The sequence below is a fragment of the uncultured Phascolarctobacterium sp. genome, from assembly GCF_902463975.1.
GTDB lineage: Bacteria > Bacillota > Negativicutes > Acidaminococcales > Acidaminococcaceae > Phascolarctobacterium_A.
On sequence record NZ_CABQHJ010000043.1, the window covers coordinates 1 to 15,457 of the forward strand.

At 47.5% G+C, this 15,457-nt stretch carries 16 protein-coding genes; 15 read left to right on the forward strand and 1 reads right to left on the reverse strand.

What is annotated here, in order from left to right; all coding sequences use genetic code 11:
- The first annotated feature begins 112 nt into the window (after nucleotides 1-112).
- From RDW05_RS10920 to RDW05_RS11695, 15 genes are all read left to right on the forward strand, one after another.
- Complete coding sequence (locus tag RDW05_RS10920) at nucleotides 113-841, forward strand: WecB/TagA/CpsF family glycosyltransferase (protein WP_307979057.1); 729 nt, start codon at nucleotides 113-115, stop codon at nucleotides 839-841.
- Between the two features lie 214 nt (nucleotides 842-1,055).
- Nucleotides 1,056-1,688, forward strand: coding sequence for a phosphatidylserine decarboxylase family protein (locus tag RDW05_RS10925; RefSeq protein WP_303712826.1), 633 nt, complete (start codon nucleotides 1,056-1,058; stop codon nucleotides 1,686-1,688).
- Nucleotides 1,685-2,368, forward strand: a complete 684-nt coding sequence (pssA, locus tag RDW05_RS10930) for a CDP-diacylglycerol--serine O-phosphatidyltransferase (RefSeq protein ID WP_304076307.1) — start codon at nucleotides 1,685-1,687, stop codon at nucleotides 2,366-2,368. The genes RDW05_RS10925 and pssA overlap by 4 nt, the downstream gene beginning before the upstream one ends.
- Nucleotides 2,369-2,399: 31 nt before the next feature.
- The gene (locus RDW05_RS10935) at nucleotides 2,400-3,692 is read left to right on the forward strand and encodes a glycosyltransferase family 2 protein (RefSeq protein ID WP_009145103.1); all 1,293 of its coding nucleotides are present in this window, start codon (nucleotides 2,400-2,402) and stop codon (nucleotides 3,690-3,692) included.
- A gap of 126 nt (nucleotides 3,693-3,818) precedes the next feature.
- Nucleotides 3,819-4,472: an HAD-IA family hydrolase gene (locus tag RDW05_RS10940; RefSeq protein WP_307979059.1), complete on the forward strand. Its 654-nt coding sequence runs from the start codon at nucleotides 3,819-3,821 to the stop codon at nucleotides 4,470-4,472.
- Nucleotides 4,473-4,628: 156 nt separating this feature from the next.
- Complete coding sequence (locus RDW05_RS10945) at nucleotides 4,629-6,248, forward strand: RNA-binding domain-containing protein (protein WP_307979060.1); 1,620 nt, start codon at nucleotides 4,629-4,631, stop codon at nucleotides 6,246-6,248.
- A gap of 178 nt (nucleotides 6,249-6,426) precedes the next feature.
- Complete coding sequence (mtnP, locus tag RDW05_RS10950; RefSeq protein ID WP_009145105.1) at nucleotides 6,427-7,224, forward strand: S-methyl-5'-thioadenosine phosphorylase; 798 nt, start codon at nucleotides 6,427-6,429, stop codon at nucleotides 7,222-7,224.
- A gap of 9 nt (nucleotides 7,225-7,233) precedes the next feature.
- Nucleotides 7,234-8,280, forward strand: coding sequence for an S-methyl-5-thioribose-1-phosphate isomerase (mtnA, locus tag RDW05_RS10955; RefSeq protein ID WP_307979062.1), 1,047 nt, complete (start codon nucleotides 7,234-7,236; stop codon nucleotides 8,278-8,280).
- Between the two features lie 32 nt (nucleotides 8,281-8,312).
- On the forward strand, nucleotides 8,313-9,557 hold the full coding sequence (locus tag RDW05_RS10960) for an adenosylhomocysteinase (protein WP_293851175.1): 1,245 nt from the start codon (nucleotides 8,313-8,315) through the stop codon (nucleotides 9,555-9,557).
- Between the two features lie 2 nt (nucleotides 9,558-9,559).
- Complete coding sequence (locus RDW05_RS10965; RefSeq protein ID WP_307979063.1) at nucleotides 9,560-10,237, forward strand: class II aldolase/adducin family protein; 678 nt, start codon at nucleotides 9,560-9,562, stop codon at nucleotides 10,235-10,237.
- A gap of 77 nt (nucleotides 10,238-10,314) precedes the next feature.
- Nucleotides 10,315-11,595, forward strand: a complete 1,281-nt coding sequence (locus tag RDW05_RS10970) for an amidohydrolase (RefSeq protein ID WP_307979064.1) — start codon at nucleotides 10,315-10,317, stop codon at nucleotides 11,593-11,595.
- A gap of 31 nt (nucleotides 11,596-11,626) precedes the next feature.
- Complete coding sequence (locus RDW05_RS10975) at nucleotides 11,627-12,469, forward strand: sulfide/dihydroorotate dehydrogenase-like FAD/NAD-binding protein (RefSeq protein WP_307979065.1); 843 nt, start codon at nucleotides 11,627-11,629, stop codon at nucleotides 12,467-12,469.
- Entirely contained in the window at nucleotides 12,454-13,842 is a 1,389-nt protein-coding gene (gene gltA / locus RDW05_RS10980) for an NADPH-dependent glutamate synthase (protein WP_307979066.1), read from the forward strand. The genes RDW05_RS10975 and gltA overlap by 16 nt, the downstream gene beginning before the upstream one ends.
- Before the next feature lie 344 nt (nucleotides 13,843-14,186).
- Complete coding sequence (locus tag RDW05_RS10985; RefSeq protein WP_304278349.1) at nucleotides 14,187-14,453, forward strand: hypothetical protein; 267 nt, start codon at nucleotides 14,187-14,189, stop codon at nucleotides 14,451-14,453.
- 166 nt (nucleotides 14,454-14,619) lie between these two features.
- Nucleotides 14,620-14,697 (forward strand): putative holin-like toxin, encoded by a 78-nt coding sequence (locus tag RDW05_RS11695; protein ID WP_374111039.1) that lies wholly within the window; start codon nucleotides 14,620-14,622, stop codon nucleotides 14,695-14,697.
- Between the two features lie 183 nt (nucleotides 14,698-14,880).
- Here the strand turns inward: RDW05_RS11695 and RDW05_RS10990 are convergent, their stop codons facing one another.
- Entirely contained in the window at nucleotides 14,881-15,387 is a 507-nt protein-coding gene (locus RDW05_RS10990; RefSeq protein ID WP_307979067.1) for a replication/maintenance protein RepL, read from the reverse strand.
- Nucleotides 15,388-15,457: the final 70 nt, after the last annotated feature.

Genomic DNA, 15,457 nt, shown 5'->3' on the forward strand with positions numbered 1-15,457 from the left:
ATCTTGAGAAATATCAAAGCTAATTTTGCTGGAATTATGATGGTTCCCTTATCAAAATCACTTTGAAAAATTTTTAGCGTGTAATGACGCATAACGAATGAGGTGAATTTTAATGATACAAGCAATTAAAATATTAGGCGTACCTGTACACGCAATGACTATGCAGGAGGCAGTAAAAACGCTTGAAGAAAGAATGCTCGCCAAGGAGCAGACCTTCGTTGTTACGGCGAATGCAGAAATCATTATGATGTGCCAGGAAAACGCAGATTACAAGAAAATCATCTGCGAGGATGCGGAGCTGGTGCTGCCCGACGGCGCCGGTGCCGTGTGGGCAGGCAGACACCTGGGCTACAAGGTGCCGGAGCGTGTAGCAGGCTTTGACCTCTATAACGAGCTGTTGGATTTATCGGCGCACAAGGGCTACAAGGCGTACTTTTTCGGCGGCAGTCCGGGAATTGCCGAAGCTGCGAAGGCGAAGGCTGAGGAGCTTTATCCGGGCGTACAGGTAGTAGGCTGCCACAACGGTTACTTTAATGATGAGGATGTGCCGCAGATTATTGCGGACATCAACACCAGCGGTGCAGATATGCTTTTCGTTGCCTTGGGCGCACCGAAGCAGGAAAAATGGCTGGTGGCACACCGCGCGGAGCTGAACGCCAAAATTCTGATGGGCATCGGCGGCAGCTTTGACGTGCTCGCCGGCAAAATGGAGCGCGCACCGAAATGGATGCAGGATGCTTCTTTGGAATGGGCCTTCCGCCTGTACAAGCAGCCCAGCCGTTTTATGCGCATGATGGCGTTGCCTAAGTTTGTAATCAAGGTAATGGCGTCTAAGTTTTAGGCTATACTGCAAGAACATTGTGCTTGTCAAAAGTGCTAAGAATTTTACACTTATATAGACAAAAGCAGGTTGGTGTATTATAATAAAGTGATGGAAGTAGCATTCCATCACTTTTTATATCCGCAAAAAAACAGACTGCACAGTCAGTTTGAGGTCGTTTGCTGATATGAAATTTTAGATTAAAAGAAATATTCGCAGGAAAGCGAGGCTTTATATGTTTATTGTAAAAGATGGTTATATTTATGTTGGTGTTTCTCTGTTGTTGGCTGCAATAGTATATTATTTCTTCGGCGCTGTGTGGGCCGTAATCCCTGTAGTGCTGGCATTATACTTTGCCTACTTCTTCCGTGATTTCCACCGCGTTACGCCTTATGATCCCAACATCCTGTATTCGCCTGCAGACGGTACGGTAATGGGCGTAGATGAAATTTTTGATGATGAATATCTCAACGAGCCTGCGATTAAGGTAACTATTTTCCTTTCCGTATTCAACGTGCATACCAACCGTGCGCCGCTCGACGGCGAAATCAAATATCAGCGCTATACCTGCGGTCAGTTCGTGCCTGCGTATGAGAAAAACGCTTCTTTTGAAAACGAGCGTCATGCTATCGGTATGGATAATGGCCGTATGCGTTTCCTGGTAATCCAGATTGCCGGTCTGCTGGCACGCCGTATCGTTTCCTGGGTAACTGTAGGAACCAACCTCAAACAGGGTGAAACCTACGGTATGATCAAATTTGGCTCCAGCACGGAGCTGGTTGTGCCCAGAAATGTTGAAATCACCGTTAAGAAGGGTGATAAGGTTGTTGGCGGTATTACCGTAGTGGGGAGGGTTAAAGAACAATGAACTGGCGTCGTCTGATTCCGAACAGCATCAGCTCTGCGAGCCTTATTTTCGGTGTGCTGTCTATCTTTAAAACTATCGAGGGTGATTTCTTCCTTGCCCCCGTTTTCATCGTAATCGCTGTAATTTTTGATTCTATGGATGGCCGTGCTGCCCGCGCTCTCGGCGTTGGCGGCGGTGACTTCGGCAAGGAGATGGATTCTCTTTGCGATATGTGCTCCTTCGGCGTTGCGCCTGCCATCATGATTTATATGTATGGCCTGCAGGAGCTGGGCCTTGCAGGTCAGGTTATCGCCGCACTCTTCGCTGTAGGCGGCTGCCTGCGTCTGGCACGCTTCAACTGCAACACCGGTGTTGTACATGGTTATTTTCAGGGCATGCCTATTCCGGCAGGTGCCTGCTTCTTGGCAACCTATGTTGTTTCCGGATATCAATTCGCTCCGTCTGTCCTGGCAGCAGTTACTCTGGTAATTGCCTGCATCATGTACAGCGAGGTCAAATTCCCGGATTTCAAGGGCAAGGGTAATCCTATGTACCGTCTGCCTGTAATCATTGCTGTAATTGTCGGTGCCGTAATGCTGTACGAGCGTCCCGGTGCGTGGCCGTTTGTAGCAATGTTCACCTATACGCTGGCAGGCATTGTAAACCATGTTTACCGTGCTCTTACAGGTAAGAACAAATAATTTGCCGTTAGGGGAGTAAAGGAGATTTTTGATGTATACAGCTTTTGATATAATCATGATACCTTTGCAGCTATTGATTATATTTTTTACGCTCTACTACTTTTTTGTTTCTTGGTTCGGCCTGTTCGGCAAGAAGAAGGAAGTTAAGATATATAATGAAAGCAAAACCTTTGCCTTGATTGCCTGTGCGCATAATGAGGAAAGAGTTATTGCCCAGTTAGTAGATAACCTGCGTCGTCTGAATTATAATGACGCTTTATATGATATCTATGTTGTTGCAGATAACTGCTCGGACAAAACCGCAGAGGTTGCACGCAAGGCCGGCGCGCTGGTGCATGAGCGCTTCAGCGAAACCGGCAAGGGCAAGGGCTTTGCTCTCGCGTGGATGTTCGACAGACTGTTCAAGCTGGATAAAAAGTATGATGCGGTTTGCGTTTTCGATGCCGATAACCTGGTGCATCCCAACTTCCTGCAGGAGATGAACAGCCGTCTGTGCAACGGCGAACGCATTATCCAAGGCTATATGGATGCCAAAAACCCGACTGATACCTGGGTAAGCGGCGTATTTGCAATTTCCTTCTGGATTGTTAACCATGTATGGAGCTTGGCAAAGTACAACATGGGCCTGTCCTGCTGCCTTGGCGGCACCGGCATGTGCTTTGATACCGAGGTATTGAAGCGTTACGGCTGGCGTGCAACCTGCCTGACCGAGGATATGGAGTTCACCATTCAGGCGATGATGGAAGGTATTCCTACAACCTGGGCGCATGATGCAATCATCTATGACGAAAAGCCGCTGACCTTCAAGCAGACCTGGAACCAGCGTAAGCGTTGGTCGCAGGGTCACTTTGACGTTGCGGACCGCTATCTCATCCCGATGATCAAAAAAGCAATCAAGACACGCAATATTGTCATGCTGGACTGCTCTGTGAACCTCATTCAGCCGTACTTCCTGATGATTTCCACGTTCTTTGTGCTTTGCAGCTATATTTATAACTTCTATCCGTTCTACACCAATATCCTGTATACCATTATTCCGGTAGAGGTTTGGACCTTGGTTGGTATTGGCCAGTATATTTTCCCGGTAGCGGTACTGTGGAAAATCCGTGCTTCCTTCAAGTCCTGGATGTATCTGCTGCTGTATCCGCTGTTTATTTACAGCTGGATTCCTATTACAGCCCTTGGTTGGTGGCACCGCCATGACCATGAGTGGAGCCACACGCTGCACACCCGCGGCATCAGCTTCGACGATGTAATTATTCCCGAGGACGCAGTAAATGACGGTCCTAAGGAAGTAGTCTTTGCCAAAAAGGACGAAAAATAAGTTTTATAAGCACTTCTGCGCAAGCGGGAGTGCTTTTTTAGTGCGCAAAGGCAGGTAAACATGATATAATAAATTTATTATGCTTATGCAAATTTTATGAAGATGAGCTAAAAGAGCAGAGAGGATATGAAGATGCAGATTAAGGGAATACTTTTTGATTTTGACGGCACTATTGCCAATACCATAGATTTGATTATTGCCACCTTTGAGCACACCTGCCGTGAGGTGCTGGGCTTTACACCGGAGCGTGAAAAGATTGTGGCTACCTTCGGCCTGCCGTTGCCGGAGGCTATGATTGCGCTTTCCGGTAAGCCGGAGCTGGTGGAAACTATGCTCGACGCTTACAGGGAATATAATAACGCACATCACGATGATATGATTCGTCCTATCCCCGGCGTGAAGGAAACACTGGAGCAGCTGAAAGCACAGGGCATTAAGCTGGCGGTGGTTACCTCCAAGAAGCCGCCGATGCTGCGCCGTGGCATGGACTGCCTGCAGCTGACGCAGTATTTTGATGCGACCATTGCCTTGGGCGATACAAAGGAGAGTAAGCCGCATCCCGAGCCGATGCTGGCAGCCTGCGCCAAGTTGGGCCTGCAGCCAGAGGAGTGCCTGTGCGTCGGCGACAGTCCCTTTGATTTGCAGAGCGGACGCAGTGCGGGGGCGAAAACCGTTGCCGTGCGCTATACGGCCTTTGGCTGGGAAAAGCTGCTGGAGGAGGGCAGGCCGGATCTTGTGATTGCAAGGCCGGAGGAGCTGCTGGAGCTTGTGGAGAAGTAATTAAAGTTTTTAATGAAAATATATTTGTTAAAACTATTTTTATCGAGTATAATGGACTTAAGAAGTTATGTGTTATATACGTTAACAAGAAATTTCTGTCAAGAATATTTTTAAAGCTATTTTTATTATAAATTGCTGATTTGAAGGTGAGTTCCTATGCTAGACTTTTTTAACATCGAAAAATACAAAGAAAATAATCGTTTGGAAGCAAAAGCGGCTGCCGTTGGCCTGCCGAAGAGTTTGTGGGCAACTTATTCTGCATTTGCTAATACTAATGGTGGTATAATTTTACTTGGTGTTACAGAAGATGCGCAACATCAGTTGCATGTTGAAGGTGTAAATGATGCTGATGCATTAGTAATAGACTTTTGGAATATCATCAACAATCAAAGCAAAATCAGTATCAATGTCCTTAACGATAAAGATGTTATAGTTCGTGAATTCGACGGTAAAAAGATCATTATTATTAGTGTACCGCGCGCGCAGAGATATGATAAGCCTATATACCTTGATGGTAATTTGTTTTCGTCATACAAACGCAATGGCGAGGGTGATTATCGCTGTACCAAAGAGGTTATTCAGGCAATGCTGCGCGATGCTTCGCCTAAAACACAGGATATGCTTGTGTTAGGAAACATGAATTTAGATGTCTTTGATAAAGATACTATTAAACGTTACCGCATAAGAATGCAGGGGATAAGACCGGGGCATGTTTGGGAAGCACTTGAAGATGTTGATTTTCTCTATCGTATAGGAGCAGTCGGCAGAGATGCTGATGGTAAATTACATCCTACTGCTGCAGGCTTGTTGATGTTCGGGTACGAGTATGAGATTGTAAGAGAATATCCGCATTACTTTTTGGATTATCGCGAAAAGCTGGATGATGATACTCGTTGGAGTGATAGGTTTGTTTCTAGTTCCGGTGATTGGAGCGGTAATATATATGATTTTTATTTCCGTGTATATAACCGCATTGCTCAGTCTGTTAAAGTACCGTTTGCTTTAGACGGGATAAGTCGCATTGATGATACAGAATTGCATAAGGCTTTAAGAGAGGCTTTGGCAAATACCTTAATCAACGCTGATTACTATGGAAATACAGGTGTTGTTATTGAAAGAAACATTACCAGTATAACGATGACTAATGCCGGTACATTCAGAATTGATTTAGATGAAGCAATAAATGGCGGAATTTCCGATCCACGTAATTCCGGCTTAATAAAGATGTTTAGTCTAATAAATATAGGTGAACGTGCTGGCAGTGGTTTACCTATGATCTTTAAAGCTTGGACAGGTACTGATTTTGCTATGCCGGATATTACAGAAAAGGAAAATCCTGACAGGGTATGCTTGATATTACCTGTTGAAAGTTTGGGAGAAGTTGGGCTGACGAGTGCCCAATGTCCTAATAAAAATGCAAATGAAGGCTCTGATGTCCTAATAAATGAGTTGACGAGTGCCGGATGTCCTAATAAAAGTGCAAATGAAGGCTCTGATGTCCTAATAAATGAGTCGATGGGTGCCGGATGTCCTAATAAAAGTGCAAATGAAGGCTCTAAACTAACGATAGATGATTCAACAGACAGTGAGATAGATAAGCAAAAGCAATTATTGAATATATTAGAGAAAAATCCACATATTACACAACATGTTATGGCTTTAGAGTTGAATACTACAGATAGAACCATTAGAAGAATGCTTGCATCATTACAAAAAACTGGTATCGTAAAACGTAAAGGTTCTAAGAAAAATGGTTATTGGCTTATTTTAAAATAACCCACTTCGCACTCTCACACCTGCTGAGAGTGCTTTTTCTTTACTCTTTAAATTATGCCTTATTTATGGTATTATATAATAGAAAAAGTGTGGAGAATCTGCATAGATATTATGCGTAATAACATACTTCAGCAAACAGTTTTCATTATCAGATTTAACTATAAGGGAGGCAAAGCATATGCGTAAAATTGCTATCATTGGCGGAACCGGTATTGATAATCCCGATACTTTGAAGGGATTCGAAAAGAAAATTATAGAAACACCGTTTGGTAAGGCTTTGTGCAACATCGGCACAATGAGCGGTAATCAGGTGGTTTTCGTAAGCCGTCACGGCGTAGACCATTCCGTGCCGCCCCACAAGGTAAACTACCGTGCCAACATCTGGGCTATGAAGAGCCTGGGAACAGAGGAAATTTTTGCTACTACCGCAGTTGGCTCCCTCAACCCGGAGATGAAGGCAGGTCACTTCGTAGTTTGCGACAACGTGCTGGACTTCACCAAGAGCCGTATCAACACCTTTTACGATTCCCCCGAGCGTGGTGTAGCGCACTGCGATTTCACCTATCCGTATTGCCCGACTCTGCGTGAGAAGGTTATCAAATGTCTGGAGAAAACGGATATCACTTTCCATAAGCATGGTGTTTATGTTTGCACCGAAGGCCCGCGCTTTGAAAGTGCTGCCGAAATTAAAATGTTCGCCATGCTGGGTGGTGACCTGGTTGGCATGACCAATATGCCCGAGTCTATTCTGGCGCGTGAGGCAGAGATGTGCTACACTAACTGCTCCATCGTTACCAATATGGCTGCCGGCATTTCCCCGACACCGCTTTCCCATAAAGAGGTTTGCGACGCTATGGCACTGAGCATTAAGAATATGGAAAAGCTGATTCTGTCCTTCATCGCTTATGAAGAGCCGACTGAGGCGAAATGCAACTGCCATCACGCTATGCAGGAGTTTGGCGGCTTTAAGCTGTAAGAGGTTGTTATGGTAGAAACTATGCGTTGGGAGCAGGGGAGCCTGGTGCTGTTGGACCAGACGCTGCTGCCGCAAAAGATAGAATGGATTACCTGCGTGGATTACAAGCGCGTGAAAGTGGCGATTGAACGCTTGGAGGTGCGTGGTGCTCCGGCAATCGGCGCTGCCGCTGCCTTCGCTATGGTGCTGGGTGCGCGCGAGGTTGCGGACAAGCCGGACTTTTTGGGTGCGCTGGATGCTGTGCGCGCAGATCTGATTACTGCGCGTCCGACGGCGGTAAATCTGGCGTGGGCGGCAAATCTGCAGTACGCTCTTGCTGTGCGTTTGAACGGTGAGGACAAGTCCCATGCGGCGATTATCAAGGCGCTGGAGGTCAAGGCCGAGCAGATTTATGCGGACGATATCACCATGAATAAGCGTATGGGCGAATACGGCGCTGCTGTGCTGCCTGACGCTGCCGTAGTGCTGACGCACTGCAACGCAGGCGCACTGGCAACCTGCGGTTGGGGTACGGCACTGGGCGTTATCCGCAGTGCCTATGCACAGGGCAAGCTGAAAATGGTTTATGCCGACGAAACGCGCCCGCTCCTGCAGGGTGCGCGCTTAACGGCGTTTGAGCTGTTTGAGGACGGTATTCCCGTTACGCTGATTACCGATAATATGGCAGCGTGGACCATGCGCACCAAGGGCGTGAACGCTGTGGTAGTCGGTGCCGACAGAATCGCGGCTAACGGCGACACGGCGAACAAGATTGGCACCTATGGTGTGGCACTGGCGGCGAAGGCACACGGAATTCCGTTTTATATCGCCGCGCCGACGAGCACCTTTGATTTTACGATTGCGACAGGTGCGCAGATTCCTATTGAGGAGCGCAAGGCCGACGAGGTACGTCATTTCCGCAGCGAGCAGACTGCGCCTGAGGGCGTGGCAGTGTTTAACCCTGCGTTTGACGTGACACCGGCAGAGCTTATTACCGGTATTATTACCGAGCATGGCGTAATTAAAGCGCCGTATACAGAAAGTATTAAGAAATTGCAGGCTCTTTTACAAGATTAAAGAGCATATATTAAAGGAGGATTTTTAGATTTATGCAAAGCATTATTAAAGACATCAAATTGGCACCGTTAGGTCATCAACGTATCGCGTGGGCAAAGGAATATATGCCTCTGCTGAACCATCTGAACGATGAATACAGCAAAACTAAACCCTTCCAAGGCATCAACATGGTTGTAACCATTCATCTGGAAGCAAAAACCGCTTATCTGGCACTCGTGCTGAAGAATGCAGGCGCTAATGTTGTTGTTACCGGCAGCAACCCGCTTTCCACTCAGGACGAAATTGCCGCAGCACTGGTTGACAGCGGCGTAACCGTTTTCGCAACCCATGGCTGCACCAACGAAGAATATGACATGTATCTGCGCGAGGCTTTAAAGAGCGAACCGCAGCTGATTATTGATGACGGCGGCGATTTGGTTAATATGCTGCACGGCGAACGTCGTGACCTGATTCCTAACCTGATGGGCGGCAGCGAGGAAACCACCACCGGCGTACATCGTCTGAAGGCTCTGGCTGCAGCAGGTCATCTGGCATTCCCGATGATTGCCGTTAATGATGCTTACTGCAAGTATCTGTTTGATAACCGTTACGGTACCGGCCAATCCTCCTGGGATGGCATCATGCGTACCACCAACATGTCCGTAGCAGGCAGAACTGTTGTTGTTGCAGGCTACGGCTGGTGCGGTAAGGGCGTTGCTATGCGTGCCAAAGGTCTGGGCGCTAACGTTATCGTTACCGAGGTTGACCCGATTAAGGGTATTGAAGCAGTATTTGACGGCTTCCGCGTTATGCCGATGCAGGAGGCTGCTAAGCACGGCGATATCTTTGTAACCGTAACCGGCTGCAAGGACGTAATTACCAAACCTCATATGGAGGTTATGAAGAACGGCGCTGTTATGTGCAATGCAGGCCACTTCGACGTAGAAATCAACAAACATCATCTGGAGGAGCTTTCCGTAGTTGCTCCGTATGAAGTACGCAAAAATATCATGACCTACACCATGGCTGACGGACGTAAGCTGAACCTGCTGGGCGAAGGCCGTCTGGTTAACCTGGCATGCGGTGACGGTCACCCGATTGAAATCATGGACCTGTCCTTCGCTATGCAGTTCCTGGCTATGAAATACTTGCTTGACCATAAGGGAGCAATGGAAAACAAACTGTATGTACTGCCGGAAGAACTGAATACCGAAATCGCTGCTCTGAAGCTGCAGGCTATGGGCGCAGGCATCGACACCCTGAGCGAAGAGCAGAAGGCATATCTGGCTGCCGAATAATCATGGAAACGCAGTTATTTGCTAAAGAAAGTGCATGTGCCGCCATTGTGGAAACAGGCCATGCACTGATTGAAAAAAAGCTCGTTGCAGGCTCCTGGGGCAACATCAGCTGCCGTATTGACGCGCAGAATATTGCTATCACACCCTCCGGCCACGGCTATGAAACACTGACGCCCGAGGACGTTGTTATCATCAACCGTGAGGGCGACGTAGTTGAAGGCAAGCACATTCCTTCTTCCGAACTGAAGGTGCACACCGCCATTTACAACGCTTATCCCGAGGCAGGTGCCGTAATCCATACGCACAGCATTTATGCCAGTGCGCTTGCGGCTATGCATCAGGGAGTGCCGGCGATTATTGAGGATATCGTGCAGATTATCGGCGGCAGGGTGGAGTGCGCCCAGTACGCTCTTTGCGGTACGCAGGAGCTGGCGGAGAACACCGTGCGCGCGCTGAACGGCAAAAAGGCTGTGCTACTGGCCAACCATGGCGCTGTCTGCTGGGGCAAAAACCTGGCAGAGGCACTGCTGGCTGCCGAAATTCTGGAAAAGGCGGCGCAGATTGCCGTAATCTGTGCAGGCACCGGCAATAAGGTGTACGAGCTGAGCTGTGAGGACGTGGACGTGATGCATGATTTTTATGAAAAGCATTACTCCAAGCGTCAGCAGGGCGAAGAGTAGAAAACAATAATATCACTGTCATCTGCCTCTCTGAACAGGGAGGCAGGACTTAATTTATACCAAGGAAGTGAAATCTTTTGTCTAAGCTACTGATAAAAAATATCGAGCTTCTGCATACTCCGAACGGTGAAATGCAGAGCATCGCTGTTGAAGATAATAAGATTGTTTATGTAGGCAAGGAAGTGCCTGCAGACTTTGCTGCCGACGAAATCGTGGACGGCAAGGGCAAGCTGGCTACCGCAGGCATGGTCAACACCCACGGCCACGTATCTATGACGCTGCTGCGCAGCTATGCTGACGATATGGCGCTCATGGATTGGCTGCAGAACAAAATCTGGCCTATTGAAGACAAGATGGACGCTAACGACATCTACTGGGGCGCAATGCTGGGCATCGTAGAAATGCTGAAGGGCGGTACTACCTGCTTTGCTGATATGTACGCCTTCATGGAGGATGTTGCGCGTGCCTGTGCCGAAACTGGTATCCGCGCTAACCTCAGCCGCGGCCTGATCGGCGTAGCGCCGGACAAGGACGTAAAGCTGGCTGAAAACACTGTGCTGGCGAAGAACTGGCAGGGCTATGACAACGGCCGTATCCGCATTACCTACGGTCCGCACGCCCCGTATACATGTCCTGTTGATTATCTGGAAAAGGTTATTGCCGAGGCTGCTGCCAACAAGGCAGAAATCCAGATGCATCTGTGCGAAACTAAATTTGAGGTTGATACCGTTGTCAAAGAGCATGGCATGACACCGATTCAGCTGATGGATAAGCTAGGCATGTTTGAGTTGGGTACCATTGCTGCACACTGCGTACATCTGACAGACGAGGATATGGACATCATGGCTGCCAAGCATGTGCGTGTAGCACACAATCCGCAGAGCAACCTGAAGCTGGCAAGCGGCATCGCACCGGTAGCGGCAATGCTGAACAAGGGCATTTGCGTTGGACTGGGCACGGACGGCGCATCCAGCAACAACAATCTGGATATGCTGGAGGAATGCCGCGCTGCCGCAATGCTGCATAAGGCAACCACCTTTGATCCTCTCGTTGTTCCTGCTAAAAAAGCGTGGGAGATGGCAACCGTTGACGGTGCTAAGACTCTGGGCTTTGCTGATACAGGACTTTTGGAGGCAGGCCAGCAGGCAGATATCGTACTGTGGGATATGCATAAGCCTTACTGGTATCCGCGTCACAATAAGCTGTCCCAGCTGGTTTATGCAGCAAGCAGCACCGATGCCGACACTGTTTTCGTAGCAGGCAAAAAGGTTGTGGAAGCAGGCAAGCTGCTGACCTTTGACGAAGAAAAGATTTACGCGGAAGCTGAGGCTTGCACCAGAAAGCTCTTGAATAAATAGCAATTAGCAGCAAAAGGAGAAAAGCAAGAAAATGGCTAAAATCATTACCAAAGCAAATTTAGCACCTGCTGTTTACGAGTTCGTCGTAGACGCGCCGCTGGTGGCACACAAATGCCATCCGGGACAGTTTGTAATCATCCGCACTGATGAATACAGCGAACGTATTCCTCTGACTATTGCGGATTTTGACCGTGAAAAAGGCTATATCACCTTAATCGTGCAGGCTGTGGGCAACACCACCAAGCACTTGTGCGACACCTTTAACGAGGGTGATGATATTCTCGACGTAGTTGGTCCTTTGGGACATCCTTCCGAGATGGGCAAGTTCGGTACTGTTGTAGTAGTTGGCGGCGGTATCGGCGTTGCGCCTGTTTATCCTATCGCACGTGCATATCACGAGCTGGGCAATAAGGTTATCTCCATCATCGGTGCGCGCGACAAGAATCTGGTAATCTGGCAGGATAAAATGGCTGCTATCAGCGACGAGCTGATTTTGACCACCGATAACGGCAGTGCAGGCCGCAAGGGCTTTGTAACCGACCCGCTGCGTGAAATGCTGGAGGCAGGCGAGAAGATTGACCTGGTATTGGCCATCGGCCCTGTTATCATGATGAAAAACGTGGCAGCGACCACCAAACCATTCGGCGTTAAAACTACAGCCAGCCTCAACACTATCATGGTAGACGGCACCGGCATGTGCGGCGGCTGCCGTGTAATGGTTGGCGGCGAGAACAAATTTGCCTGTGTAGACGGACCGGAGTTTGATGCTCACGAGGTAGATTTTGCGAACCTGGTAATGCGTCAGCAGATGTACAAGGACCAGGAAGCACTGGAATATAGCTGTGGAGGTCATTGCAAATGCGTGGAGGAATGAGAAATGCTATGCCGGAGCAGCCGGCTGATGTGCGTAACAAAAACTTTCAGGAGGTAGCACTTGGCTACACTAAGGAAATGGCGGTAGACGAGGCACAGCGTTGTCTGAACTGCCCCAAACCGCGTTGTGTAGGCAGTTGCCCGGTTAATATTGATATTCCTAAGTTTATCCATGAGGTGGCACAGGAAAACTTTGCCGAGGCTTATAAAATTCTCAAGCAGAAGAGCACTCTGCCCGCTGTCTGCGGACGTGTCTGCCCGCAGGAAAACCAGTGCGAGGGTAAGTGCGTGCTGGGCATCAAGGGCGAGCCTGTAGCAATCGGTCGCCTGGAGCGCTTTGTTGCCGACTATGCGCGTGAGCACGGCCTGGATAACGATGTGGAAGCTCCGGCAGAACGCAAGGGCAAAAAGGTTGCCGTAGTAGGCAGCGGCCCCAGCGGCCTGACCTGCGCAGGCGATTTGGCAAAAATGGGCTATGATGTAACCATGTACGAAGCGCTGCACGCTGCCGGTGGTGTGCTGATGTATGGTATTCCGCAGTTCCGTCTGCCGAAGGAAATCGTACAGCATGAAATCTCCGCACTGAAAAAGCTGGGCGTAAAAATCGTAGTTGACGCTGTTATCGGCCGCACCTTCACCATCAAGGAGCTGATGGAGGAGGAAGGCTTCAGCGCTGTTTATGTTGGTACCGGCGCCGGTCTGCCGCACTTTATGCAGATTGACGGCGAAAACCTCAACGGCGTATATTCCGCTAACGAATTTTTGACGCGTGTAAACCTGATGAAGGCTTACGAATTCCCGAACTACGCTACACCTGTATACGTTGGCAAGAAGGCTGCTATCGTTGGCGCAGGCAACGTAGCAATGGACGCAGCGCGTACCGCGAAGCGCCTTGGCGCGGAGCAGGTATATATCGTGTACCGTCGCAGTGAGGAGGAAATGCCCGCACGTAAGGAAGAAATCGGCCACGCTAAGGAGGAAGGCATTGAGCTGTGCCTCTTGAACAATCCGGTTGCAATCTTGGGCGATGAAAAGGGCTGGGTTAACGGCCTGAAGTGCATCAAGATGGAGCTTGGCGAAGCGGATGCCAGCGGCCGTCGCAGCCCTGTAGCTATCGCAGGCAGCGAATATGTGCTCGACGTTGACATGGTAGTTATGGCTATCGGTCAGGGCCCGAACCCGCTGATTAAGCAGACTACCCCTGATCTGGAGGTTAACAAGCGCGGTAACATCGTTGCTGACGAAGCAGGTGCTACTTCTATTCCGGGCGTGTTCGCCGGCGGCGATATCGTAACCGGTGCTGCAACCGTAATCAGCGCTATGGGCGCAGGCAAGAAGGCTGCAGCTGCTATTGACGAGTACCTGAGCAAGTAAGGGGAAGCCGGCGCTGTTGCATAATTTAATATGAGATAAGCGTAAAATCCTATTGCAGATGTTTTAATATAGTCTGCAATAGGATTTTTATTTATATACATTATTGTTGTAGCTTTGAAAATAATTTGAACGGTTATAAAAAATTTCTTCCACACAACTCATACAATCTTGTATCACATTAAATCACTCGAAAAACTGAGCTTTTCATTATAAACAATGAAACACTCAAAAGAATAAAAATCCAGATTTTTTACAACACGATCTCTTTGAAAAACATTTGCTTTTCACGTAACAAAATAATATAATATAGCCAATTTCACCATAAGAACAAAGGAGTGTAGCAAATGGGATGGTTTAGTTCAATCAAAAATCCTGAAACAGATTATGATTCTATTATTACAACAACCGGCGACTTAAAAGAAGAATATTCTATCATGGGAATCATTTTTTCGGATGGTTCTTTAGGAGACAGTACGCAAGATTGGGAAGTTGAACTCATTAAACTGAAAACCAAGGCTTTAGCAATGAAAGGTCATGCTATAATTTACGTCAAAGCAATTAGCGACGGGAAATATAGTAGATTAATGGGTACAGTAGTACAATTCATTTAATATAAAAGAGGCTGGGATAGAACCTGGTATCTTTGTTTTTAAATATGCTTAAAATAAAAAACACACCTTTAGAGGTGTATTTTAAAAATATTAATATTATGTTATAATACATTTTGAGATAACTGGTAGTCGGTTTTTCTACTCCCTTGTGAGTGGGGGTGATGTTATGACTGTTTTCGAAGCGTTATCTTTGATGATTGCTTTCGCAACTCTGGTCGTGCTGATACTTACGTATTGTAAGTAATTACAGCATGAAAAAACCGCCTAGCGGTAAGACGGTTTCTTTCTAACTTCTAAACAATGAGGAGAACCGGCTTTCCACAACCAGTTGTCTCTTTATGTCTATTATACGTTTTATATTGTTTTTTGTCAAACCTGAAGGGTTTGCAGGGGTGGTTTTCGGAGAGCTGTGGGGTAGTGGAAGCTATTAAATTTTCCAGGAGTGAATAATTTTAAGGTGTTCAACTTCTTTGTAGATGGCTGGATTAATAAGCTTAATCAAAGTACCCTTTGCACCCTTGGATTTGGTTTCGAAAACTTTGCCACTCTGAAGTTTTTTGAGGGCATTGACTGCAACGCTTCGGGTGATGCCAATCTTGTCCGCCATTTGTGATGCTACGATGATTGTCTCGTCCTGGTTGTTAAGTTCATCTAGAATGTGCAGGATGATGCGGTATTCAGAGTAGGAGAGCGTTCCCAAAGCGTTCCTGGCAGATATTTTCTGGTGAATCTTGTTTTCTGCTTGGAGTGTACGTCTAAATTGTTGCTGTAGCTCTATGAGAGCTGTCATGCATTCATTCATTACAAGCTTTTCTTCTCTTAATGTGGTTTCCCTTTCGAGCTGTATTAAGGTAGCTTTTGTGTTATGAAAGTTTTCGTCATGCTCGTTGGCAAAAGTTTTAAATAACTGATTCATGTTGTCTCTGAGGTTCATCGGTTGTTTTTACTCCTCGTATAATATAGTCATAGCTTAGGTTGCTTTTAATAAAAATTTAAGCTATGCT